24 protein-coding genes and 1 pseudogene are annotated in these 22,122 nt (G+C 70.7%); 7 read left to right on the forward strand and 18 right to left on the reverse strand.

The genetic code is table 11. The features are described 5' to 3' along the window. Positions 1-25: 25 nt before the first annotated feature. The gene (locus tag AC1DXJ_RS18270) at positions 26-1,330 is read left to right on the forward strand and encodes an acyltransferase family protein (protein ID WP_477637604.1); all 1,305 of its coding nucleotides are present in this window, start codon (positions 26-28) and stop codon (positions 1,328-1,330) included. A 139-nt stretch (positions 1,331-1,469) separates the two neighbouring features. Continuing rightward, complete coding sequence (locus tag AC1DXJ_RS18275) at positions 1,470-2,156, forward strand: DedA family protein (RefSeq protein ID WP_477614072.1); 687 nt, start codon at positions 1,470-1,472, stop codon at positions 2,154-2,156. A gap of 62 nt (positions 2,157-2,218) precedes the next feature. Here AC1DXJ_RS18275 and AC1DXJ_RS18280 read toward each other — a convergent pair whose 3' ends face one another. The 8 genes from AC1DXJ_RS18280 to pyrE form a co-directional block, all read right to left on the reverse strand. Continuing rightward, the gene (locus tag AC1DXJ_RS18280; RefSeq protein ID WP_477632797.1) at positions 2,219-3,664 is read right to left on the reverse strand and encodes a multicopper oxidase family protein; all 1,446 of its coding nucleotides are present in this window, start codon (positions 3,662-3,664) and stop codon (positions 2,219-2,221) included. A gap of 34 nt (positions 3,665-3,698) precedes the next feature. Further along, entirely contained in the window at positions 3,699-4,184 is a 486-nt protein-coding gene (locus AC1DXJ_RS18285; protein ID WP_477614074.1) for a hypothetical protein, read from the reverse strand. Between the two features lie 211 nt (positions 4,185-4,395). Beyond that, positions 4,396-5,046 carry a response regulator gene (locus AC1DXJ_RS18290; RefSeq protein WP_477632798.1) on the reverse strand — a complete coding sequence of 217 codons (651 nt, stop codon included), beginning with the start codon at positions 5,044-5,046 and terminating at the stop codon, positions 4,396-4,398. Next, positions 5,043-6,269, reverse strand: coding sequence for a sensor histidine kinase (locus tag AC1DXJ_RS18295; RefSeq protein WP_477632799.1), 1,227 nt, complete (start codon positions 6,267-6,269; stop codon positions 5,043-5,045). Before AC1DXJ_RS18295 ends, AC1DXJ_RS18290 begins: the two co-directional genes overlap by 4 nt. Positions 6,270-6,299: 30 nt before the next feature. Continuing rightward, entirely contained in the window at positions 6,300-7,109 is an 810-nt protein-coding gene (locus tag AC1DXJ_RS18300) for an ABC transporter permease (RefSeq protein ID WP_477614077.1), read from the reverse strand. After that, positions 7,106-8,005 carry an ABC transporter ATP-binding protein gene (locus AC1DXJ_RS18305; RefSeq protein WP_477614078.1) on the reverse strand — a complete coding sequence of 300 codons (900 nt, stop codon included), beginning with the start codon at positions 8,003-8,005 and terminating at the stop codon, positions 7,106-7,108. The genes AC1DXJ_RS18300 and AC1DXJ_RS18305 overlap by 4 nt, the downstream gene beginning before the upstream one ends. An 86-nt stretch (positions 8,006-8,091) precedes the next feature. Then, positions 8,092-8,757 (reverse strand): LemA family protein, encoded by a 666-nt coding sequence (locus AC1DXJ_RS18310; RefSeq protein WP_477637605.1) that lies wholly within the window; start codon positions 8,755-8,757, stop codon positions 8,092-8,094. 90 nt (positions 8,758-8,847) lie between these two features. After that, a complete protein-coding gene (gene pyrE, locus AC1DXJ_RS18315) occupies positions 8,848-9,402 on the reverse strand; it encodes an orotate phosphoribosyltransferase (protein WP_477614080.1) in 555 nt (184 codons plus the stop codon). Positions 9,403-9,514: 112 nt separating this feature from the next. Between pyrE and AC1DXJ_RS18320 the strand changes: the two are divergent. Beyond that, positions 9,515-10,447, forward strand: a pseudogene (locus AC1DXJ_RS18320) (DUF3500 domain-containing protein). 53 nt (positions 10,448-10,500) lie between these two features. Here AC1DXJ_RS18320 and AC1DXJ_RS18325 read toward each other — a convergent pair. After that, positions 10,501-11,268: an SDR family NAD(P)-dependent oxidoreductase gene (locus tag AC1DXJ_RS18325; RefSeq protein ID WP_477614082.1), complete on the reverse strand. Its 768-nt coding sequence runs from the start codon at positions 11,266-11,268 to the stop codon at positions 10,501-10,503. Positions 11,269-11,305: 37 nt separating this feature from the next. Here AC1DXJ_RS18325 and AC1DXJ_RS18330 point away from each other — a divergent pair, with 37 nt between their 5' ends. Both AC1DXJ_RS18330 and AC1DXJ_RS18335 read left to right on the forward strand, forming a co-directional pair. Then, a complete protein-coding gene (locus AC1DXJ_RS18330; protein ID WP_477614083.1) occupies positions 11,306-12,091 on the forward strand; it encodes an exodeoxyribonuclease III in 786 nt (261 codons plus the stop codon). Positions 12,092-12,095: 4 nt separating this feature from the next. Further along, positions 12,096-12,968, forward strand: coding sequence for an alpha/beta fold hydrolase (locus AC1DXJ_RS18335; protein ID WP_477614084.1), 873 nt, complete (start codon positions 12,096-12,098; stop codon positions 12,966-12,968). Here AC1DXJ_RS18335 and AC1DXJ_RS18340 read toward each other — a convergent pair. The 4 genes from AC1DXJ_RS18340 to clpB all read right to left on the reverse strand — a co-directional run bounded on the left by AC1DXJ_RS18340 (position 12,940) and on the right by clpB (position 18,392). After that, positions 12,940-13,386 (reverse strand): hypothetical protein, encoded by a 447-nt coding sequence (locus tag AC1DXJ_RS18340; protein WP_477637606.1) that lies wholly within the window; start codon positions 13,384-13,386, stop codon positions 12,940-12,942. The two genes, AC1DXJ_RS18335 and AC1DXJ_RS18340, sit on opposite strands and share 29 nt — an antisense overlap. After that, entirely contained in the window at positions 13,380-14,987 is a 1,608-nt protein-coding gene (locus tag AC1DXJ_RS18345) for an MFS transporter (RefSeq protein ID WP_477637607.1), read from the reverse strand. Before AC1DXJ_RS18345 ends, AC1DXJ_RS18340 begins: the two co-directional genes overlap by 7 nt. A 28-nt stretch (positions 14,988-15,015) precedes the next feature. After that, the gene (locus tag AC1DXJ_RS18350; RefSeq protein WP_477614087.1) at positions 15,016-15,705 is read right to left on the reverse strand and encodes an LppX_LprAFG lipoprotein; all 690 of its coding nucleotides are present in this window, start codon (positions 15,703-15,705) and stop codon (positions 15,016-15,018) included. Positions 15,706-15,818: 113 nt separating this feature from the next. Continuing rightward, entirely contained in the window at positions 15,819-18,392 is a 2,574-nt protein-coding gene (clpB, locus tag AC1DXJ_RS18355; RefSeq protein WP_477632801.1) for an ATP-dependent chaperone ClpB, read from the reverse strand. Between the two features lie 203 nt (positions 18,393-18,595). Here clpB and AC1DXJ_RS18360 point away from each other — a divergent pair, with 203 nt between their 5' ends. Continuing rightward, positions 18,596-18,985, forward strand: coding sequence for a nitroreductase family deazaflavin-dependent oxidoreductase (locus AC1DXJ_RS18360; RefSeq protein WP_477637608.1), 390 nt, complete (start codon positions 18,596-18,598; stop codon positions 18,983-18,985). Between the two features lie 69 nt (positions 18,986-19,054). On the opposite strand, the gene AC1DXJ_RS18365 is transcribed toward AC1DXJ_RS18360, so the two are convergent. The 3 genes from AC1DXJ_RS18365 to AC1DXJ_RS18375 form a co-directional block, all read right to left on the reverse strand. Continuing rightward, positions 19,055-19,327, reverse strand: a complete 273-nt coding sequence (locus AC1DXJ_RS18365; RefSeq protein ID WP_477637609.1) for a ribonuclease E inhibitor RraB — start codon at positions 19,325-19,327, stop codon at positions 19,055-19,057. 68 nt (positions 19,328-19,395) lie between these two features. Next, positions 19,396-19,845, reverse strand: a complete 450-nt coding sequence (locus tag AC1DXJ_RS18370; RefSeq protein ID WP_477637610.1) for a hypothetical protein — start codon at positions 19,843-19,845, stop codon at positions 19,396-19,398. Then, entirely contained in the window at positions 19,814-20,161 is a 348-nt protein-coding gene (locus tag AC1DXJ_RS18375) for a helix-turn-helix domain-containing protein (protein ID WP_477637611.1), read from the reverse strand. Before AC1DXJ_RS18375 ends, AC1DXJ_RS18370 begins: the two co-directional genes overlap by 32 nt. Before the next feature lie 177 nt (positions 20,162-20,338). On the opposite strand from AC1DXJ_RS18375, the gene AC1DXJ_RS18380 reads away from it, so the two are divergent. After that, positions 20,339-20,590: a helix-turn-helix domain-containing protein gene (locus AC1DXJ_RS18380; RefSeq protein WP_477614093.1), complete on the forward strand. Its 252-nt coding sequence runs from the start codon at positions 20,339-20,341 to the stop codon at positions 20,588-20,590. A gap of 18 nt (positions 20,591-20,608) precedes the next feature. Here the strand turns inward: AC1DXJ_RS18380 and AC1DXJ_RS18385 are convergent, their stop codons facing one another. Together AC1DXJ_RS18385 and AC1DXJ_RS18390 are read right to left on the reverse strand one after the other, a co-directional pair. Then, positions 20,609-21,064: a heat shock protein transcriptional repressor HspR gene (locus tag AC1DXJ_RS18385; protein WP_477614094.1), complete on the reverse strand. Its 456-nt coding sequence runs from the start codon at positions 21,062-21,064 to the stop codon at positions 20,609-20,611. Between the two features lie 7 nt (positions 21,065-21,071). Continuing rightward, a complete protein-coding gene (locus AC1DXJ_RS18390) occupies positions 21,072-22,091 on the reverse strand; it encodes a DnaJ C-terminal domain-containing protein (protein WP_477637612.1) in 1,020 nt (339 codons plus the stop codon). Positions 22,092-22,122 lie beyond the last annotated feature (31 nt).

A 22,122-nucleotide genomic window follows, 5' to 3' on the forward strand; every position in this document is an offset into this window, starting at 1 on the left:
CCCCCCGACCCGCCACGCTCGACCCATGGACCCCCGCGCCCTCGCTGCCGCCACCCCCGCTGACCGAAACCGCGTCGTCGACTTCCTGCGCGCCGCCGCGATCCTGACCGTCGTCCTCGGCCACTGGCTGATGGCCGCGGTCATGGTGCGGGACGGAAAGCTCGTGCCGAACGCCGTGCTCAACATCGCACCGTGGAGCCACCCGCTCACCTGGGTCTTCCAGGTGATGCCGCTGTTCTTCATCGTCGGCGGCTACGCGAACGGCCTGTCCTGGCGCTCTGCCCGTCGCCGCGGCGAGACCTACGCCACGTGGTTGCGGGCGCGGCTCCAACGGCTCGCCGCTCCGGTGGTCCCCCTCCTCCTCGTGTGGCTGGCGATCGCCTCCATCGCGTATGCCGCGGGCGTCCCCGGGGCAACGCTGCGCACTGCGTCGCAGGTCGCCCTCGTGCCCACCTGGTTCCTCGCGGCCTACATCGTCGTGGTCGCGGTGGCGCCCCTCCTGCTCGCAGCCTGGGAGCGCCTGGGCTGGTGGAGCGTGGGGGCCGGGCTCACCCTCGGGGGCCTGGTCGACTGGTGGAGCATCGCCGGCGACAACCACTGGGTGGGGTTCGCCAACTACCTCGTCGTCTGGGCCACGGTGCACCAGCTGGGCTTCGCCTGGCTCGACGGCTCGTTGGCCACCACGGGGCGGCGGGCCTCGCTCGCCGCCGTCGGCCTCGTCGGGCTCGTGGCCCTCGTCTGGGCCGGCCCCTACCCCGTCTCGATGATCGGGGTCGACGGTGCCGTCCTCAACAACTCCTACCCGACCCGCGTCACGCTGGCCTTCCTGGGGATGGTCCAGGCCGGCGTGGTGCTGCTGGCCGAGCGGCGGCTGGCTGTCCTGCTGGAACGCCCGAGGGTGTGGGCCGTTGCCGTCGTGGTCAACCTGCGCATCATGTCGCTCTACCTCTGGCACCTCACGGCCATGGTGCTGGTCATCGGGATGTCCTTGCTGGCAGGGGGTTTCGGGCTCCGGGCGACTCCACTCACCGGGTACTGGTGGACCACCAGGCCGGTGTGGTTCGCCGTCCTCGGCGCTGTGACCTCCGGGCTGGTCCTGCTCTTCGGCCGGTTCGAGAAGCCCATCCGCGACCGTCGCCCCGCGCCCTCCGTGTGGCGCCCGGCGGTCGCGACCGCGGCAGTGTGCGGTGGACTCGGGGTGATGGCGGCGTCCGGGATCGTCTCGCGTGAAGGTGTCCACTGGGTGTGGCCGCTGCTGCCCGTCGCCGCGGTCCTCGGGCTGGGCATCGTGCCCCTGCCGGACCGAAAGCCGGTTGCCCACCCCGACTGACCTTGGAGTCTTTGCAGGATCTGCCGGACCCTGGTCCGGCAGATCCTTCAAACTCGCGCCCGAGGGGTTGCTGTCGGGCTCAGGCTGCTCTCAGGTGAGGATTCGGGCGGTCGCGGGCACGCGGCATACCCTGTAGTCCATGCACTCACTCAGCACCAACTGGATGGACCCCCAGTGGCTCCTGGACCACTTCGGATCCCAGTTCTTCTGGGTGAGCGTGGCGATCGTCTTCATCGAGTGCGGGCTGCTCTTCCCGATCCTGCCCGGTGACTCGCTGCTCTTCGCCATCGGGCTGTTCATCAGCACCGGTGACTTCTCGATGAACCTGGTCGTCGCCCTCGTGGTGCTGAGCGTCGCGGCGTTCGCGGGCAACGTCGTCGGGTACGAGATCGGCCGCGCCGTGGGCCGACCGCTCTATGAGCGCGACGGCCGCATCCTGAAGAAGAAGTACTTCGACGACAGCCACGCCTTCTTCGAGAAGCACGGCGCCAAGGCACTGGTCATCGGCCGGTTCGTGCCCATCGTGCGCACCTTCATCACCGTCGTCGCCGGGGTGAGCCGGATGGAGCGCCGGCACTTCTTCCTGTGGAGCGGGGTCGGCGCAGTCCTGTGGGTCTGGGTCGTGACGCTGCTCGGCTACTTCCTGGGCAACTCGTTCCCCGCGCTCAAGGACCACCTCGAGCTGGCCATCCTGGCGATCGTGGCCGTGTCGTTGGTCCCCATGGTCGTCGAGGTGATCCGGGCTCGCCGCGGCCGGACCGACGCGGAGGAGATCGTCGATGAGACCGGCGAGGCCATCGAGGACCTGCGCGACGACCGCGTCTGACCCACCAGTCCTACCTTTCTCGGGTTCAGGGACTTGGGTGACGCCACCCCAAGGCACCCCACTTACTCAGGGCTGTTGGGGGTGTCCCGCCCCAGTCGGAACCGGGTGGTCACCCCCTCGTACATCAGGTGGGCGACCAGACCCTCCTGGGCGTGCGGCAGGTTGTGGCAGTGGTCCAGCCAGATGCCGGGGTTGTCGGCGACGAAAGCCACATCCATCGTCTGACCGCTGTTGACCTCCAGGGAGTCGGTCCACCACGGACTGCCCGTGGCCTTTACCCCGTCGCGCGCCAGCACGACGACGTGGTGCCCGTGCAGGTGCATCGGGTGCGTCTCGCCCGAGTGGTTGTCGATGTGCATCACGACGACGTCGCCCTCGGAGACCATGAACATCGGGACTGCCGGGAACATCTGGCCGTTGATCGTCCACTGCACCCCGGGGCGTCCGTTGAGGAAGCCCGGGCGCCGACCCATCTCGTAGTCGAACCGCCGGTCGGGACTCGCCGGGTCGAAGGGCAGTGCGGCAGGCGAGCCGTAGGTCAGCAGGTCGACGACGGGCCTGGGCGCGCGGGTGGCGGTCCCCGAGCGACCGGCCGGACCCAGCACGAGCGCGGCTCCGCCCATCTCCACCCGTACGGCCTCACCCGAGGTCGGCACCCTCACCCGCAGGTCGGCCCGACCTCCCGCCGGCACCAGCACCTTCCGGCCCTCGACGGCCGTCGGCTGGTTCACGTCCGTGCCGTCGACGGCTACCAGCTCGAACGCCGCCCCACTCACCCACACCGGCATGATTCCGTTGTCGGTGTTGATGATCCGCACCCTGGCACTCGCCCCGGGCGCGACCTCGACCGGCACATCTCCGGCCCTGCCCTGCACCGCCCGCTTGCCGGCGTACAGGTGCGACAGCCCCACGACGTCGACGTCGCCGCCGATGCCACCGCGAGGGGTGACGACGACAGCTCCCAGCAGGCCCTTGACCACCTGCGCGTGCGAGACCTGGTGCGAGTGGTACCAGAAGGTGCCCACCTGGTCGGCGCGGAACCGGTAGACGTGCCGACCGCCGATCGGCACGGCGTCCTGGGTGACCCCGGCGACACCGTCCTCGGCGTTGGGCACATCGATCCCGTGCCAGTGCAGGGTCGTGCCGCCCGGAACCGACTCGTTGACGAGGGTCACCTGCACGAGGTCACCCGCCTGCGCACGGATCGTCGGCCCCGGCGTCGTGCCGTTGAGGGTGTATGCCGTGAGCGTGGGTCCGCCGGCGATGGTCACCTTCTGCCGGCGCGCGGTCAGGGTGACCTCGACGTCGGGAGTCCCGTCGTCGGGTTCGACGAGGGTGGTGACGTCGCGGCCTCCGGTGGCGCCCGGCAGGTGCGCATGCAGCTCGGCCACGCCACCGAGGTCGACCGGCCCCATCCGCATCACCGAGTAGGACGACGGGACCAGGCTGGCGGCCCACATCCAGGCCAGCGGGACCAGGACCGCGAGGGTCGCCGCAAGCGCGACCACCAGTCGGACCCGGCCACGCCGGCGAGCCTGCCCCTCAGACGGCAACGCGATCAGCGGACTCGCGCGCTCCGGTCCTCGCCGGAGCCGCCCGCTTCACCCTGATTCCCGTCCAGGCCGCCGTCGAGAACAGCGCCAGCGCGTTGAGCCCGTGCAGGGCGCCCAGTGCCGCGATGCTGTGACCCATCAGGCCCAGGGTGACCTGCAGCAGGACGAGCACCAGCACCGCGAACGCGAACAGGATGCCGCGCGGCACCTTCGCGAAGAACGACGAGATGACCAGCAACAGCGCCAACGCGGGGATGACCATCATCCCGTTCATTCCGTGCAGGAGGAGGGCCTGGAACTCCGGGAAGGGCGCCTCGCCCCCTTCGATCGCCGCATCGAACGTCGCCTTGTCCACCACACCACCATCGTTCTCGATCCACAGCCCCAACCCTGCGTCGCCATAGACGACGAACATCGCCTGGATGGCCACCTCGATCGCCACGAGGAACGCCAGTACCCGGTAGACATTGCGCATTGTTGACCCCTCTCCATTCGCCGCGGGGCGCGTGCGGATGCGCCGCGGTCTATCACCCATGGTCGCGGGCCCGAGCGCACGCCGACAGGGACACTGGTACTACCCCAGGTGCATCGGACGAACCGGGTCTTACCCGGATCAAGGGCCCGCCAGACACCCGCGGCGTGACTCAGGGCTGGATCCTCAGCGCTCAATCCTTCGGGCTCGGTCGTCAGAGCTCGATCAGCCCGGCCCGGTATGCCGCGGTCACGGCTGCCGTGCGGTCGGTCACCCCGAGCTTCTCGAAGGCCCGCAGCAGGTGCGTCTTCACGGTCGCCTCCCCGATGTGCAGCTCGCGACCGACCTCGGCGTTGGACAGGCCCTTGGCGACGCAGCGCACGACCTCGGTCTCGCGTTCGGTCAGGGTGGGAGGCGCGGGCGCGCGCATCCGACTGGCCAGTCGTGCGACGACGGGCGGCGCCAGCACGGTCTCGCCCCGCGCCGCACGGCGGATGGCGTCGGCGAGGGTCTCGCGGGGCGCGTCCTTGAGCAGGTAGCCGTTGGCTCCCGCCTCCACCGCCCTGACGATGTCGGCATCCGTGTCATAGGTGGTGAGCACCAGGACCGCCGGAGCAGGCTCGCCCGCCCGCATCCTGGCGGTGGCGTCGGCACCGTCCATGACCGGCATGCGCAGGTCCATGAGCACCACGTCGGGCCTGAGCCGGGCCGCCAGCACCACCGCCTCGGCTCCGTCGGCGGCCTCACCGACCACCTCGAAGTCCGGGTGCTCGGACAGCATCGCCACAAGGCCCATGCGGACGACCGGATGGTCGTCGACCACCAGGAGCCGCAACGCCATCGGGGCACCTCCACCCTCGGTCATCGGGGCACCTCCACCCTCAGTCGCGAGCCCGCGCCCGGCGTGCTGTCGACGTCGAACCGGCCGCCGACCTCACTGGCACGGGCAGTGGCTCCGTCGAGCCCGTAGCCCCGGGCCCCGGCGACCGGGTCGAACCCGACTCCGTCGTCGGTGACCACGAGCGCGATGGGGCCGTCCGCGGCATACGACAGGAACACCTCGAAGGTGGAGGCACCCGAGTGACGCCGCACGTTGGCCAGCCCTTCCTGGGCGGTGCGCAGCAGCACCACCTCGGAGTTGGCCGACAGGACGACCGGCTCCCCGTCCACGCGGAGCGACCCGGCCATGCCGCTCTCCGCCGAGACAGCGTCGACGAGCCGCTGCAAGGCCTCGGAAAGCGTCCGCGACTGGAGGTGGCCGGGCGTCATCTCAGCGACGATCAGCCGGGCCTCGGAGAGGTTGTCGGCGGCGGTCTGCTCGATCAGCCGCAGCCGCTCGCGAACCGCGGCGAGGTCGCCGCGGTCCAGCGCCAGCTCGGTCGCCCGGGCCAGCGTCACGACCGAGGTGAAGCCCTGCGCCAAGGTGTCGTGGATCTCGCGCGAGATGCGCTCGCGCTCGCCGGCGACGCCCTGCGCGCGCTCGGCCGCGGCGAGCTCGTCCTGCGTGCGGTGCAGCTCGTCGATGGTCCGCGCCCGGGCGTCGGCCTCCCGGATGATCCGGTCGATGAACAGGCCCAGGGTGAGCGAGAGCACGAGCATGATGACGGTGCTGATCGCGATGCCGATGGCGTCGTCGCCGGTGCGGGGGCCCTGCAACAGGCGCGCAAGCCCGATCCCGACCACAGCGAGGATCACCGTCACGGCAGCCTTGTTGCGTGGCAGGATCGCCCAGGTCTGCGGGAAGAGCCCGAACGTCAGGATCCAGGCCGTGCCCGTGCCGTCGAGCGACATCAGGACGATCATCAGCCCCCAGGCGACCCCTGTGTAGGCGATGCCCGCCACGGGGTCACGCTCACCCATCCCGCGGCGGCCCCACACGGCATACGCCGCGCCGATGGCGACCACGCAGGCGATCCGCCAGCCGAGGTACTCCTTGTCCTCTGCCACCATCACCACGACGGTCGTCACGACGAGGACGGCGAACAGTCCGTGCCACCAACGCATCTGGCCGCGCCACATCTCGTCGAGGGCATCGGCTGACGCGCCCTGCTCCGAGCAGTCAGCCGGCCCGATGCTGTCGGTGCTCATGTGGCCCTCATCCCGGCACTCACGTGACCATCATGTCGTGCCGCGCTTGGTCCAGCGGAAGGTGCGGGCACAGACGATGAGCCCGGCGACCAGCCACGCGGCGAGCACGAGGGCGGTGCGACCGTGCTCCCACCCGCCGGCCATCTCCTGGTCCTGCCAGTCGCCGGGGAAGAACACCGACCGCATGCCCTGCGCGATCCACTTCAAGGGGAAGACCGAAGCCACCTGCTTGAGCCACTCGGGCAGGTCGGTGAAGGCGAAGTAGACGCCGGAGATGAACTGCAGGATGAGGGTCGGTGCGATGACGATGGCGCCGACAGAGCGGGACGAGGAAGCCAGGGAGGAGAAGGCGATCCCGAGCACCGTGCCCGAGGCGACACCGAGCAGGAACACCCACACGAAGGTGCCCCACCGCCCCGCGTCGGTCGGCAGCTGGACGCCGAACCCGAGCTTGGCGACGGCGATGAGCAGCGCGAACTGCGCGAGGCTCGTGATCGCCACCAGCCCGACCTTGCCGAGGAAGTAGGCCACCGGCGGCATCGGCGTCGACCGCAGGCGCTTGAGGGTGCCGTCGTCCCTCTCGACCGCGACGGACAGCGCCATCGACTGGAAGCTGGTCAGCATCACGCCGGCCGCGACCATCCCTGGGAGGAAGAAGCGGGCAGCGGTGACCCCGGCGTCGGCAGCGTCGCCCTTGCTGAAGCTGTCGCCGAAGATCACCGAGAACATGCTCAGCATGAGGATCGGGAAGACGAACGAGAAGAAGACCGCCTCCTTCTCGCGGAAGTACATCTTCAGCTCGAGGACGGTGCGGTCCCAGCCGATGGCGAACGTGTTCACGCGACGACCTCCAGTTCGGGTTCGCGGCCGGTCACGGCGGCGGCGAGGTGCGGGGTGATCAGGGAGAGATAGGTGTCCTCCAGGGAGGGCCGGGTCACGGTCAGCTTGCGGACCTCGCCGCCGAGCTCGGCGCCGAGGCGCGCGACGAACTGCGTTGGCGTGCTTGTCTTCTCGGTATGCCGCGTGCCCGCGTCGTCCTCCCACGTCACCGTGGCCTCGGACGAGGCCCGGCCACCGAGGTTGGCCGGGGTGTCGAGGGCGAGCATCCTGCCCGCGGCGATGACACCCACCCGGTCGGCCAGCTGCTCGGCCTCGTCCAGGTAGTGGGTCGTGAGCAGGATCGTCGTGCCGCCGTCGGCCAACGAGCCGATCAGCTCCCAGAAGTCGCGTCGGGCCTGGGGGTCGAAGCCCGTGGTGGGTTCGTCGAGGAACAGCAGCTCGGGGGTGCCGACGATGCCCAGGCCGACGTCGAGCCGGCGACGCTGGCCACCGCTGAGCTTGCCGACCCGGTCGTTCGCCTTGTCGACGAGCCCGACCGCGGCGAGCACCTCGTCGACATCGCGTGGGGTGCGAAACACCTTGGCGGTGCTGGCCAGTGCCTCGCGAGGCGTGATGAGGTCCAGCCCGGTCGAGGACTGCAGCACGACGCCGAGCCGGTTGCGCCAGGCGAGACCCGCCGTCTGCGGGTCCTCGCCGAGGACGCTGACGGTGCCGCCATCGCGCTTGCGGAAACCCTCCAGGATCTCGACGGTCGTCGTCTTGCCCGCGCCGTTCGGGCCGAGCAGCGCGAACACCTCGCCTCGTTCGATCTGCAGGTCGATGCCGTCGACGGCCTCGCGAGCTCCGTAGGTCTTGCGCAGTCCGGTCAAACGGATGGGTGCGTCTGGTGTTGACATGGCTACAGCCTGTCGTGCCCGCAGGCGCCGGCGTCAGCCCCACCCGGTTGATTCCCCGTCCACCGACCGGTGGACCCCAGCCGCGCCTACGGGGTTGGCGGGGTGTCCTGCGTGGGSGGGGSGGGCGGGGTGGCGGGGGCGCCTGCTGGCGTGCCCCCGGCATACCCGCTGGGCGGGGGGATCGTTGCGTCGCGCTGGCCGAAGTCGACCTTCACGGGGTCGCGCTCCTCGCCCTCGACCTCGAAGTACTCGGCGCGGCCGATGTTGAACATGCCGGCGATGATGTTGGACGGGACGGTCTCGACCTTGGTGTTGAGCTCACGCACGTTGGCGTTGTAGTAGCGCCGGGCCGCGGCGATCCGGTCCTCGGTGGAGGTCAGCTCCTGCTGCAGCGCCAGGAAGTTCTGGTTGGCCTTCAGGTCGGGGTAGGCCTCGGCGACCGCGATGAGCCGGCCGAGCGCCTGGCTCAGCAAGCCCTCGCTCTGGGCCTGCTGCGCGGGGCTCTGACCACCGGCCATGGCGGCGGAGCGGGCCTTCATGACGTCCTCGAGCGTGCCCCGCTCGTGGGCGGCGTAGCCCTTGACCGTCTCCACGAGGTTGCCGATGAGGTCGTGCCGGCGCTTGAGCTCGACGTCGATCTGGCGCCACGCCTCCTGCACGAGGTTGCGCAGCTTGATCAGCCCGTTGTAGACACCGACCGCCCACAGGACGAGCAGCACGAGCACGACCGCGATGATGATCCAGACCCACATGAGCAATCCCCTTGTTTTGTGCGGCGTCGTCTTGTGCGGCGTCTCGCCTACAGCGGTGCAGCTTCCACGGTGCGCCTTCTGCAGTGCAGCCTAGGCCAGACCGAGTTCGTCGAGGCCGTAGACGAACCGGTACTCGAGCCCGGCGTCCTCGAACCGCTGCCCGGCACCGGTCGCGCGGTCCGCGATGGTCGCGATGGCCACGACCTCGGCCCCGGCCTCGCGGGCGGCGTCCACGGCGTCGAGCGGTGAGTTGCCGGTGGTCGTCGTGTCCTCGACGACGACGACGCGGCGGCCCTCGATCGAGGGCCCCTCGATGCGCTGCTGGAGCCCGTGGGCCTTGCCCGCCTTGCGGACGACGAACGCGTCCTTGCGATCCCCTGCAGCTGCGCTCGCGTGCAGGATCGAGGTGGCGACGGGGTCGGCTCCGAGCGTCAGCCCGCCCACGGCGTCATAGTCGAGGTCGGCCACCAGGTCGCGCATGACGATCCCGACCAGCGGCGCGGCCTCGCCGTCGAGGGTGATGCGACGCAGGTCGACGTAGTAGTCGGCCTCCTTGCCGGACGACAGCGTCACCCGGCCGTGGACGATGGCCTTCTCCTTGACGATCTCGAGCAGGCGGGCACGGGCGGCGGCAGTGTCGGTCACGGTTGGCCAGCCTACCGAGGCCCGTTCTGGCCCCGCCTCAGACCTTGTCAGCGCGCTCGCCCTGCCTAGGGTGAACGTCATGGCCTCGACCTCGCGGCGCCTCACCGGTCGGATGGCAGACGCTGCCTCCGCACTGGTTGCGTTGCTCACGCCTCCACAGCAGGGGGCCCTCGCTGCCGACCTCGACGACCCGGGGTTCCGTGACTGGTCCTACCTGCCCGGGCCCCGACCCGGCCTGTCGCTCGCCGAGCTGACGACGGACCAGCGGGAGGCGGCTCTCAACCTGCTCGACACCGGCTGCAGTGCCGCAGGGGCGAAGACCGCGCGGGCCGTGATCGAGCTCGACTTCGTTCGCCGACAGCTGGCCGGGGGCGAGCCACAACCGGGCGACGACCGGTTCTGGTTCCGGGTCTTCGGCACGCCGTCGGACGGGGGCGCGTGGGCCTGGCGGGTCAACGGCCACCACCTGGCGGTCCACGTGACGGCCGTCGGTGACGACCTCAGCGTGACGCCGAGCTTCTTCGGGTCCTAACCGGCGCGGGTGCCCACGGGTCCACGCGAGGGAATGAGTGCGCTCACCGCCGAAGAGGACCTCGCCCGCGACCTGCTCGCCTCCCTCGACGAAACCCAGCGGCAGCGGGCCATCACGTCCGCCAAGGCCCCCCGCGACATCCTGACCCGCTACGACCCGGTCGCCGATTCCTCCCGCATCAGCGCGGGCATCGGGCACGCGGACCTGACCACCACGCAGCAGCAGCGACTGCACGAACTGGTGCGCCACTACTTCGGCCGCACGCCCGAGACAGCCGCGGCAGCCGCGTGGGCAGCGGCCGACAAGGCGGATCTCGACGAGATCCGGTTCGCGTGGGCAGGCGGGACGAGTCCCGGCGAGGGCCACTACTACTCGGTGCTCGGACCGACCTTCCTGCTCGAGTACGACAACACGCAGGACGACGCGAACCACATCCACAGCGTGTGGCGGGACCTCACAGACGACTGGGGTGGCGACCTGCTGGCCCGGCACTACGCCGCGGGCCACCGATGACCACCCCTGACCACGCCGAGGTATGCCGCGTGGCTCAGCCACGCGGCACAGACCTACTTCCCTGGGCGGTGGACGCTCCGGGCGCGGCGGCGCACCAGTGAGCGGGGCACGACGCGCAGCGCGGCGACGATCGCCTTGTACTGCGCTGACGGCACCGACACGACGCGGCCCTTGGCGACGTCGTCGAGGCAGTCGCGCACCAGCCGGTCGGCATTGAGCCACATGAAGTCGGGGATGCTCGACATGTCGACCTGCGCCCGCTCGTGGAACTCGGTGTGCGTGAACCCGGGACAGAGGGCGGTGGCCGTCACGCCGGTGCCGCGCAGCTCCGCGGCGAGGCCCTCGGTGAAGACCGTGACGTAGGACTTGTTGGCGGAGTAGGTGCCCGCGGTGATGAACGAGGCGACCGACGAGACGTTGATGATGGCGCCGTGCCCGCGGCTGCGCATCGCGTTGCCCGCGGCGTGCGACAGGACCAGGACCGCCCGGCACAGGACGTCGAAGTTGGCCTCCTCCTCCGTGACGTCGTGGCGCAGGAACGAGCCCTTGAGCGAGTAACCCGCGTTGTTGACCAGCAGGTCGACGGGACGGGCGAGGTCGGCCAGCCGCTCGGCGACCTTGCCCGTCTCGGCCCGGTCGGAAAGGTCGGCGACGAGGATCTCGGTCCCGACGGAGTACTTCGCGTGCAGCTCGTCGGAGACGTTCTCCAGCCGCGCACGGTCACGGGCGACGAGGACGACGTCGTGCCCGCGCTCCGCGAGGGCGTGGGCGAAGGACAGGCCGATGCCGGCGGTGGCGCCGGTGACGAGGGCAGTGCTCATGTCCTCACTCTAGGCGGGTCCGCATAGGGTTGCCTGCGTGCGCATTGCCACCTGGAACGTCAACTCGATCCGCTCCCGCATCGACCGTGTCGAGGCCTGGCTGCAGCGCAGCGACGTCGACGTGCTCGCGATCCAGGAGACCAAGGCGACCGACGCCCAGTTCCCGTTCGACCGGCTTCAGGCCCTCGGCTACGAGGTGGCCCACCACGGCCTGAACCACTGGAACGGCGTCGCCATCGTGTCCCGGGTCGGGATCGAGGACGTCACGCCGTCCTTCCCCGACGCCCCGGCGTGGGGCGACCCGCCGGTCGTCGAGGCACGCGCCCTCACCGCCACGTGCGGGGGCGTCAAGGTCACCTCGGTCTACGTCCCCAACGGTCGCCACATCGAGGACCCGCACATGGTCTACAAGCTCGACTGGCTGGCCCGGCTCCGCGACCAGGCGAGGACGTCCGTCGAGGCCGGCGAGACGGCGGCGCTCATGGGCGACTGGAACATCGCACCGCAGGACGAGGACGTCTGGTCGATGGAGTACTACCTCGACAAGAGCCACGTCTCCCCCGGTGAGCGGGCGGCCTTTCAGGCGCTCCTGGACGCCGGGTTCGTCGACGTCGTGCGGCCCCACACCCCCGAGCCCGGGACCTTCACCTACTGGGACTACAAGATGCTGAGCTTCCAGAAACGTCGCGGGATGCGGATCGACTTCATCCTCGGCACCCCGGCGTTCGCGGCCCGGGTGGCCGGCGCCGTGATCGACCGCGAGGAGCGCAAGGGCAAGGGCGCCTCCGACCACGCCCCCGTCGTCGTGCAGCTGGACGACTGAGCGGATGACGTCCCGCACCTTCACCGTCGCCGTTCCCGACGGAGCCCTGCTCCAGGTGCAGGAGTATGCCGCGGGCACGGCCTCCAAGGGCGCCGCCACCTCCGTCGGCAACGCCCCCACCGTGGTCCTGGCGCACGGGTGGACGCTCACGCGGGCGTCGTGGCTCCCGGTCGTCGAGCAGCTCGTCGCGGCGGGGGTGCGGGTGGTGACCTACGACCAGCGGGGGCACGGCGGGTCCAGCCCGTTGCGTGGCCGGCCGACGGTGCGGATGCTCGGTGGCGACCTGGCTGCGGTGCTCGACGTGGTGGCGCCGCGGGGACGAGTGCTCCTCGGAGGTCACTCGATGGGCGGGATGACGGTGATGGCCTACGCGGGGCTGCACCCCGACGAGTTCCGAACCCGGGTGGCCGGCACGGTGCTCGTGGCGACCAGCGCGGGTGACCTGCAGAACCGCCTCTCAGCCGTCGAGGCCCGCCTGATGGCCCTCGCATCGCGGATGCCAGGGATCCCGGCGGGCCGGTTCGTCACGAACCGGGGCCAGCGACGGCTGCTGTTCGGTGCCGACGCCGACCCGTCACACGTGCAGCTGACCCGCGACATGGTGGCGCGGACGTCGCTGCCGACCATGGGCCGGTTCTTCGGCGCCCTCGGTGAGCACGACGAGAGCGAGGCACTGAGCCAGCTGGCCGGCATACCCACCGTGGTGCTGGTCGGTGACCGCGACAGGCTCACGCCGCCCCGGCACGGTCGACGGCTCGCCGAGCTGATCCCCCACGCAGAGCTGCGGATCCTCACCGGTCGCGGTCACATGCTGGTGTACGAAGCCACCGACGAGGTCGTCGAGGCCTTCACGACACTGCTCTCGCCGGTGGCGTGACCGTGACCTGCGCCTGAAAGGCCGTGGGCTCGCACCCTGGCCCGTTGGGCTGGACCTTGCGCGGGGTGACGCGGACCGTGGTCTCGGGGACGAACACCGCGCCTGCCGTGTCGCGCGCGGTGACGGTGACGTCGACGGGTTCGGTGGAGCTGATGGCCGGGAGGTCGACCCACGCCGAGTCCTCCTCGGCACCCATGAAGGCCGCCGTCCCGCACCTGCCTCTGACGCAGGCGCGCACGCTGATCTCGTTGTTGAGGGCCTGGGCGTCGAACGCCCGCGGAAAGCCGGCGATGGTGACGCGGACACCGTTCGTGGCGCCGATCTCCGTGCACGCCCGCGGCGGTGGGACACACGCCGCGGTCGTCAGCACGAGGCCGAGCACGCCGGCGAGCACGAGCGCACGAGAAGGGTTCACCAAGGTTGGAGGGAAGCCACCGGCTGCTGGTTCCGGCGAAGACCGAGTCCCACCGACGCGAGGGCGCCGAGGAGGGCCGCGATCGCCGCGCCGAGGAACACCGTCTGCACCTGCACGAGGCCTGCGGCGAGGAGTGCCTTCGTGTCCGTCTGGTCGGGCAGCGCTGCGACGGTGTCGTAGTAGCGGTGCAGGCCGATCGCCGTCAGCAGCGCCAGGCCCACGACCATCCCGACCATGCGGGCCACGACGACCAGGGCTGAGGCCACGCCGTGCGCCTCGGCCGGGGCGTCGGCGAGGGCCGCGTTGTTGACCGGAGCGAGCGCCAGCCCGATCCCCAGCCCCACGGCCACGAGGACCACCGTGGCCATCGGCCCGTCGAGGGAGCCTTCCCCCCACCCGCTCATCGCGAACAGGCCGACGGTCGCCACCAGCAGGCCGGCCCCACTGACCAGCCCGTCACCGAGCCTGCGCAGCGACCAGCCCCCGAGCAGCGCACCCACGGGCACGGCCAGCAGGAACCGCACCAGCACGAACGCCGCGACAGTCTGCGAGTCGGTGAGCGTCAGCCTCGCGAGCACCGGCACGTCGACGATGACCGCCACGAGGGCGGCGCCCACGAGAAGGCTCACGACGAGGGAGGTCCGCGCCCGGCCTCGCACGACACCGCGCGCCACGAGGGGCTCGGCAACGGTGTGGTGCCTCCAGAGGTAGAGCCCCAGGGCGAGGGCCCCGACCGGCAGCAACGCGAACCCCAGCGGCCCGACCACCTCACGCTCGGGATCGCTGGCGGCAAAGGTCAGCACCACGCTGCCGAGGGCCAGCCCGAGGAGCACAGCACCGGGCAGGTCGGCGCGCCGCAGCAGTACCCACCACCGCGGTGCCGTCACCACGACGAGCGCCAGCACGAGGGTCAGGGCGACCACCCCGATCGGGGTCAACACCCGCGACGTCGAGTCGCCGAACGGCACGAACGGAACTCCCAGCGTCACGTCGGCCGCCAGCCGCGACGGCGCAGCGAGTGCGAGCCCGCCCACGACGAGCGCCGAGGCGCCGAGCACGAGGGGTATGCCGCGTGGTCGTCCTGGCCGCACGCCTCCGATGACGAGTACCGCTCCAGCGAGGACGAGACCGGCCACCACGTTGAGCCAGAAGATCGTCCGCCAGCCGGAGATGGCGAGGACGGCGGCTCCGAACACCGGCCCGAGGACGCTGCCCACCTCCTGCACCGCGCCGACCACGCCCAAGGGGGTGCCCCGCCGGTCAGGCGGCCAGAGGTCGGCCACGATGGCGAGCGTGGCTGGAACGAGACCACCACCCCCGATGCCCTGCAGAACCCGCCCGGTCACCAGGACCGGCAGCTCGACAGCAAGGGCCGTGATCGCGGACCCGACGACGAAGATCGTCAGGCAGGCGACCAGGATCCGTTGTCTGGCAACGAGATCCGCGAGACGGCCAATGAGGGGCAGCACGGCGATGTAGCCGAGCAGGAAGCCCGAGATGATCGGCGTGGCCTTCTGCAGGGCGTCGATGCCGAGACCGACGCCGGTCATCATGTCCGTCAGGGCCAGGACGACGACGTAGGTGTCCGCCGCTGCAAGTGCCACCGCCACGGACGCCGTGGCGAGCAGCGCCCTAGGGGCGGGTGATCGCAACGGGCTGGGGCAGGCTCTTGAGCCGCAGGGAGTAGGTCGAGGTGGCCCCGGCGTAGAACGGTCCCTTGAGGACGACCGTGCGCAGCTCCTGGCCGCTCTGGGTGACGCCGTAGGTCACGTCGAACGTCCCGGAGCGGTCTCCGATGACGAGCAGGTCCGCCACGGCGGCGCCCGGGAGCTTGCCCGTGAAGGCCGTGAGCACATCCGCCCCGTCGCGGACCTTTTCACCCTTGGCGAGGGACTGGGTCTTGCCGATCAGGCTGGTGATCCCGGTCTGCTTGTTGAAGAGCTGCGCCGGGTTGGGGGCTCCGTAGGTCGCCGGGTCGATCTTGTTGTAGTCCGGGGTGAAGAACTTCATGTAGACGTCCTGCTCGACGGCGATCACGTCGACCGTCCCTGTCACGCCGGCGATCGTGGCGTTGAGGGTGCCCTGGAACGACGGCGGGGTGAACAGCCCCGTCCCCTTGGCCGCCGAGACGCCGACCGCCTTGCTGGGCAGGTCGGTCGCATCGAGGGTGAACGTGACCGCCGGGCTCTTCTCGAGGTTCGTGCGCGCCGCCGCGAGCTGCTCGGCCGGGGTGCCCTCCTTGGCCGGGGCCTTGTCGTTGGACGAGCAACCCACGAGGGCGAGTGCCGCGATGGCGGCGATGGCGATTCCCTTGAGGCGCATGCCACCCACGGTAGTCGGAAGGGAGCGCCCCCCATGGCCGCAACGCGGCACAGCGGCGAGGGGTATGCCGGGTGGTCACCACGCGGCATACCCCTCGGGTCGTCGCTGTGGCCTCAGCGCAGGGTCAGGGCGTCGGCTTCCTGGTCGAGGTCGACCGTCACCGTGTCGCCGTCGCGGACCTGGCCACCGAGGACGGCCTTGGCGAGTCGGTCGCCGATCTCCTTCTGCACGAGCCGGCGCAGCGGGCGGGCGCCGTAGGCCGGGTCGTAGCCGGTGATCGCCAGCCACTCGCGTGCCGCATCGGTGACCTCGAGGGTGATCCGGCGGTCGACCAGGCGGGTGGCGAGCTCCCGGACCTGGAGCTCGACGATGTGGCCCAGCTCGGCGGACGTGAGGGGGTCGAAGATGACGACCTCGTCGAGCCGGTTCAGGAACTCGGGCTTGAAGCTCGCCCGGACCATCCCCATGACCGCCTCGCGCTTGGCCTCGTCGGCCATGCTCGGGTCGACGAGGAACTGGCTGCCGAGGTTGCTGGTCATCACGAGGATGACGTTGCGGAAGTCCACCGTGCGGCCTTGGCCGTCGGTGAGCCGCCCGTCGTCGAGCACCTGGAGCAGGATGTCGAACGTCTCGGGATGCGCCTTCTCGACCTCGTCGAGCAGCACCACCGAGTAAGGACGGCGGCGGACCGCCTCGGTGAGCTGACCGCCCTCCTCGTAGCCGACGTAGCCGGGTGGCGCACCGATGAGGCGGGCGACCGCGTGCCGCTCGGAGTACTCGCTCATGTCGATGCGGACCATGGCCCGCTCGTCGTCGAAGAGGAAGTCGGCAAGGGACTTGGCGAGCTCGGTCTTGCCGACCCCGGTCGGGCCAAGGAACAGGAAGGAGCCCGTCGGGCGGTTCGGGTCGGCGAGGCCGGCACGGGAGCGACGGACGGCGTCACTGACGGCTTCGACGGCGGCGCTCTGCCCGATGAGCCGCGAACCGATGATCGACTCCATGGACAGCAGCTTCTCGGTCTCGCCCTGGAGCAGGCGGCCGGCCGGGATGCCGGTCCAGGCCGAGATCACCTCGGCGATGTCGTCGGCGCCCACGCGTTCCTTGACCATGAGGTCAGCGCTGGCGCGGCCGGACGCGACCTCGTCCTCGTTGGCGACGGCCAGTGCCTTCTCGAGCTCGGGGATCTCCCCGAACTCGATCCGGCTGGCGGTCTCGAAGTCGTACTCACGGCGCGCCTTCTCGAGCCGGGTGCGGGCCTCGTCGATCTGGGTCTTCAGGTCACCCACCCGGTTGAGGCCGGACTTCTCGGACTCCCAGCGGGCGTTGAGTGCGGCCAGCTCCTCGGACTTGTTGGCGAGGTCCTCGCGGAGCCGGGCCAACCGCTCGACGGAGGCGTCGTCGGTCTCGCGCTCGAGGTGCAGCTCCTCCATCTTGAGCCGGTCGACCGACCGTCGGAGCTCGTCGATCTCGACCGGGCTGGAGTCGATCTCCATGCGCAGGCGCGAGGCCGCCTCGTCGACGAGGTCGATGGCCTTGTCCGGGAGCTGTCGACCACTGATGTAGCGGTCGGAGAGGGAGGCCGCCGCGACCAAGGCCGCGTCCTCGATCTCGACCTTGTGGTGCGCCTCGTAGCGCTCCTTGAGGCCGCGCAGGATCGCGATCGTGTCCTCGACCGACGGCTCGCCGACGAACACCTGCTGGAAGCGTCGCTCGAGGGCGGCGTCCTTCTCGATGTGCTGGCGGTACTCGTCGAGCGTGGTGGCGCCGACCAGCCGCAGCTCCCCGCGGGCGAGCAGCGGCTTGAGCATGTTGCCAGCGTCCATGGCGCCCTCGCCGGTGGCGCCGGCGCCGACGACGGTGTGCAGCTCGTCGATGAACGTGACGACCTGCCCGTTGCTCTCACGGATCTCCTCGAGCACGGCCTTGAGCCGCTCCTCGAACTCCCCGCGGTACTTTGCGCCGGCGACCATGGCGCCGAGGTCGAGGCTGATCAACCGCTTGTCGCGCAAGGACTCCGGCACGTCGCCGTCGACGATCCGCTGGGCGAGTCCCTCGACGACCGCGGTCTTGCCGACGCCGGGCTCGCCGATGAGGACGGGGTTGTTCTTCGTGCGGCGGGAGAGCACCTGGACGACGCGGCGGATCTCCGAGTCGCGCCCGATCACGGGATCGAGCCTGCCGTCCCGGGCCTCCTGCGTGAGGTCGGTGCCGTACTTCTCGAGGGCCTCCCCGCCCTCGGTGGGCGTCTCGCTCGTCACGGTGCGTCCGCCCCGGGTCGCCTCGATCTTGGCTTCCATGTCCTTGGCGCCGCGCTTCTGGACGGCGGCGAGGTGGCCCGTCTCGGCGAGGGCCAGCAGGAGCAGGTCCAGGGCGAGGTAGGTGTCGCCCTTGGCCCGCATGAGGGTGTCCGCCTGCTGGAGGACGGCCAACGCCTCACGACCGAACGTGGGCGGCTGGGTCGCGCCCGTCGTCGACGGCAGGGCGCGCAGCCGGGCGTCGGCTTGGCCGAGCACGTGGGCGGCGCCGGTCCCGGCGGCCTGCAGCAGCGCGTCGGCCTGCGCCGTGTCGAGCTGCACGAGGGCGCTCGTCAGGTGGTCGGGGGTGATCTCGGGGTTGCCGGCGCTCTGGGCCGCCCGCTGGGCGAGCGCGAGCGCCTCGGCCACCTTGGCGGTGGGCTTCAGCTCCATGCGTGGATGTTCTCCTGTGATCGGTGACGGGGTCCACTATCGACAACTGGACCAAAGTTGAGTCTATTCCACTCAAGTTGCCAACGCCTCCTCAGGTGCCCCGAAGCCCGTCGCCGGAGGAGGCCACCCATGAGGTGCCCCGACTCCAGCCGGACCGGGGTACCTCGCGTGCGCGCGCCGGCCACGCGGCATACCGTGGGGGCGTGCCCATCCCCCTGGTCGTCGGGCGGTGGAACCGCGTCGGTTTCAACCGGTTGAGCACGCCCGTGGCGCGACACCTCCCCGGCTTCGCCGTGGTCCACCACCGCGGACGGCGGTCGGGCCGCGAGTACCAGACACCGGTGAACCTGTTCACGATCGGCGACCGCTTCGTCATCGCGCTCGCCTACGGCCCGCACACCGACTGGGTGCGCAACGTTCTGGCCGCCGGCGGCTGCACGATCGAGACCCGCGGCAGGCTGGTCGCCTGTGGGCAGCCCCGTGTCTACCGGGACCCCGGGCGTCAGGGCATCCGGCCGGTCGAGCGGGCCGCCCTCGGCCTGCTCGACGTAGGCGACTTCCTCGACCTCACCCCTCTGACGCCGGCGCCCTGACCGAACAGCGCCAGACCGAACAGCGCCAGACAAGCCCGGGCGGGCCGGGCCCGGCCACGCTGGCTGTCGTCAGGAGTCGGTGCGTGGCTCCGGGTCGTACCAGCCGCCGTGCTCCTCGGCGAGCGCGCTGAACCGGTCGCGAAGACCTGACTCGACCGGCCCCGACTCGTCGGCGATCATCTCCTCCACGACGTGGACGGCCCACTCGTGGTCCTCGGAGTCGTCCTCTCCCGCAAGCGCTTCCCGCACGACGCGCACTTCGGAGAATCCCTCGTGGGCCAGCTCCGCGGCCACGTCGTCAGCGGTCTCACGGTCCGGGAAGACCAGCAGGTGTTCACTCACAGACAGGAGTATGCCGCGTCGAGGCGGCGTGGAGCCGCGTTCATGCCGCGTGGCCGCGTGGAGGCCTGTCAGGCGGTCGTCGTCCCGTCGGACCACCGACAGGCCCGCTCCAGTCGGACCCGTTCGGCCGGCCGGGCTTGCGCGAGCCGGAACCGGACCCAGGCTTCAGGCACCTTCATGTGCCACACGAAGTCTTCCCAGTCGCTGGCGACGGCAAGGCGGCGCTCCATGACCGGCACGGGCATGGCCCTGCGAGCCGCCTCACGCTCGACCCGGCGCTCGACGGTCGACCCTGCCCAGCCGGTGCACTCCGTGTCGCCTCGCTCGGCGTGGACGAGCTCGTGCCACAGGGACCGCCGCTCCTCCTCGAGGCTGCGTCCGGAGCGGAGCACGATCGCCCGACGACCGTGGTAGTAGCGGGCGGGCTCGGCGATGGGCTGCCGCAGCATGACGACGTCACGCATCTCGCGGAGCAGTTTCCAGGGGTCAGGAACCCCGGATTCGTCGCTCGAGGGCATCAAGCCTGCTCCTCATCTCGTCGATCAGCGCGAGGACCTCCTCGTCGCCGACCCCTGGGCGGACTCGTGGACCGGGAGCGGTCACGAAGCCGCCATTGTGCGTCGACCCACCGACAGGCTCGCCGCGGTCGTCCAGCCCCAGCACGTCGAGGACCTGCGCGCGCTTGACGTCCTGGACACCGAGCCCGTCCTCCACCCGCTTCCACGTGATCGAGGAGATCCGCGCCTCCCTCGCCGCCTGCTCCTTGCTCCAGCCACGGGCCAGCCGCGCGCGCTCGACGCGGTGTCCCAGCTGTTCCAGGTGCTCCGGGTTCATGGCCGTCATCTTGCCAGTCACCCCCAGTCACATCCAGTCACTCCTGGTCCTGCTCAGTCACATCACGACCCGTCACGACCACCCTTCCTGACCACCAGCCGCGTGATGGGCCGTCTTTCTGTGGTTTCCCGGGCGCGGCGCTTGCCCGAATGACCGTGCCTGACTACATTCATGGTCATGTCTGGGGGAACATCGCCACACCGTGTCATCGAGGTGCACGGCTACGCACTTCGAGTGATCCGCCAAGCCCGCGGGCGTGGCGTCGCAGATCTCGCGGCGGCGCTCGAGGTCGACAGGTCCTACATCAGGCACCTCGAGAACGGCAGCAAGCTGCGGGTCAGCCCGGAGCTCTACACGGCTCTCCTGCGCGAGCTGCAGATCGAGGACTACCGCGCGCTGCTGGCGACCGCACCGTTGCGCCACGCCTGAGGGCTCTCGCCCTGGTCGTCAGTGCGACGAGGGACGCCAGACGACCAGTGCCTGTGACCGTTGCAGGCGCGGGCGCTGACCGGCCCGCACGGCGATGACATCTCCGGTGGGGCCGACGGCGAAGACCCTCGAGGCCGGGCGCATCCCCGCCGACACCCGTGCTCGCTCGAGCTCGTCGGAGAGCTCGAGCACCCGACCCCGCAGAGCGGCCACCTGGTTCTCGAGCTCCAGGATGCGCTGGATGCCTGCGAGGCTCACGCCCTCTTCCTGCGACAGCCGCTGCACCTCACGGAGCATGGCGACGTCACGGCCGGAGTAGCGACGGCCGCCTCCGCGGGTCCGCGACGGGCTGACCAGCCCGAGCCGGTCGTACTGGCGCAGCGTCTGGGCGTGCATGCCGGCCAACGTGGCCGCCACGGAGATGACGAAGATGGGCGCATCGTCGTCGGGGGAGAAACCGCGCACCTCGGTCATCGCCCGGTCACGCCCTCGCGTTGGCGAACAGCTCGGCCCTGGGGTCGAAGCCCTCGTCCAGCGACTTCAGCGTCTCGACGGCGGCCTTCGCCTCGTCCGACAGCCGTTGCGGCACCACGACGGTGACCCGGGCCATCAGGTCGCCGGGCTTGTCCTTCAGGGGCACGCCGCGACCCTTCAGGCGCAGCACCCGGCCGCTGGGGGTGCCCGGAGCCACCCGCACCTTGACGGCCGAGCGGTCGAGGGTCGGCACCGAGACTGTGGCCCCGAGGGTCGCCTCGGCAAAGGTCACCGGGAGGTCGATCGTCAGGTTGTTCCCGTCGCGACCGAACACCGGGTGCTTCTCCACCGTGATGGTGAGGATGAGGTCGCCGGGCGCGGCGCCCGAGTCGCCGGGTTGGCCCTTGCCGCGCAGCCGGATCTTCTGGCCGTCCTTGACACCGGCGGGAATCCGCGTGGTGATCTGGCCGCCGCCAGTGGTGCTCAGCGTGACCGTCGCGCCTTCGACCGCATCGCGGAAGGACAGGCTCGTGCGAGCAGTCAGGTCCGCACCCTTGCGCGGCCCCTGCGGCGCACGGAAACCCGCCCCTCCGTATGCCGGGCCGGCACCGGCCCCGAACATCCCCCCGAGCAGGTCCTCGAGGTTGGGCTCGCCGCCTCCGCCACCAGTCGAGTAGCGCACCCTGGTGCCACCGCCACGACCTCCGCCGCCCCCGAACATCGCCGAGAACACGTCGTCGAACCCCCCGGAGCCGCCGCCCGGACCGCCCGCGGTGAAGCGGGCGCCACCGTGCGCCATCTGCCGGATCGCGTCGTACTCGCGGCGCTTCTCGGGGTCGGAGAGGACGGAGTTCGCCTCGCCGACGTCCTTGAAGCGCTGCTCGGCTGCCGCATCCCCCGCGTTCTGGTCGGGGTGGTGCTTGCGGGCGAGCTTGCGGTAGGCCTTCTTGATGGTTGCGCTGTCAGCATCCTTGGGAACACCGAGGATCGCGTAGAAGTCCTTCTCGAACCAGTCCTGGCTAGCCATGTCGGCGCCCTCCTCTCTGCTGAGTCATGCA

This window comes from Pedococcus sp. P2_D9 (genome assembly GCF_056404275.1).

Coding starts and splice junctions, on each gene's coding strand:
- AC1DXJ_RS18270 (WP_477637604.1), top strand. CDS start 26: ATGGACCCCCGCGCCCTCGCTGCCGCCACCCCCGCTGACCGAAACCGC.
- AC1DXJ_RS18275 (WP_477614072.1), top strand. CDS start 1,470: ATGCACTCACTCAGCACCAACTGGATGGACCCCCAGTGGCTCCTGGAC.
- AC1DXJ_RS18285 (WP_477614074.1), bottom strand. CDS start 4,184: ATGCGCAATGTCTACCGGGTACTGGCGTTCCTCGTGGCGATCGAGGTG.
- AC1DXJ_RS18290 (WP_477632798.1), bottom strand. CDS start 5,046: ATGACCGAGGGTGGAGGTGCCCCGATGGCGTTGCGGCTCCTGGTGGTC.
- AC1DXJ_RS18295 (WP_477632799.1), bottom strand. CDS start 6,269: ATGAGCACCGACAGCATCGGGCCGGCTGACTGCTCGGAGCAGGGCGCG.
- AC1DXJ_RS18305 (WP_477614078.1), bottom strand. CDS start 8,005: ATGTCAACACCAGACGCACCCATCCGTTTGACCGGACTGCGCAAGACC.
- AC1DXJ_RS18325 (WP_477614082.1), bottom strand. CDS start 11,268: ATGAGCACTGCCCTCGTCACCGGCGCCACCGCCGGCATCGGCCTGTCC.
- AC1DXJ_RS18335 (WP_477614084.1), top strand. CDS start 12,096: ATGACGTCCCGCACCTTCACCGTCGCCGTTCCCGACGGAGCCCTGCTC.
- AC1DXJ_RS18350 (WP_477614087.1), bottom strand. CDS start 15,705: ATGCGCCTCAAGGGAATCGCCATCGCCGCCATCGCGGCACTCGCCCTC.
- clpB (WP_477632801.1), bottom strand. CDS start 18,392: ATGGAGCTGAAGCCCACCGCCAAGGTGGCCGAGGCGCTCGCGCTCGCC.
- AC1DXJ_RS18370 (WP_477637610.1), bottom strand. CDS start 19,845: ATGCCCTCGAGCGACGAATCCGGGGTTCCTGACCCCTGGAAACTGCTC.
- AC1DXJ_RS18375 (WP_477637611.1), bottom strand. CDS start 20,161: ATGAACCCGGAGCACCTGGAACAGCTGGGACACCGCGTCGAGCGCGCG.
- AC1DXJ_RS18380 (WP_477614093.1), top strand. CDS start 20,339: ATGTCTGGGGGAACATCGCCACACCGTGTCATCGAGGTGCACGGCTAC.
- AC1DXJ_RS18385 (WP_477614094.1), bottom strand. CDS start 21,064: ATGACCGAGGTGCGCGGTTTCTCCCCCGACGACGATGCGCCCATCTTC.
- AC1DXJ_RS18390 (WP_477637612.1), bottom strand. CDS start 22,091: ATGGCTAGCCAGGACTGGTTCGAGAAGGACTTCTACGCGATCCTCGGT.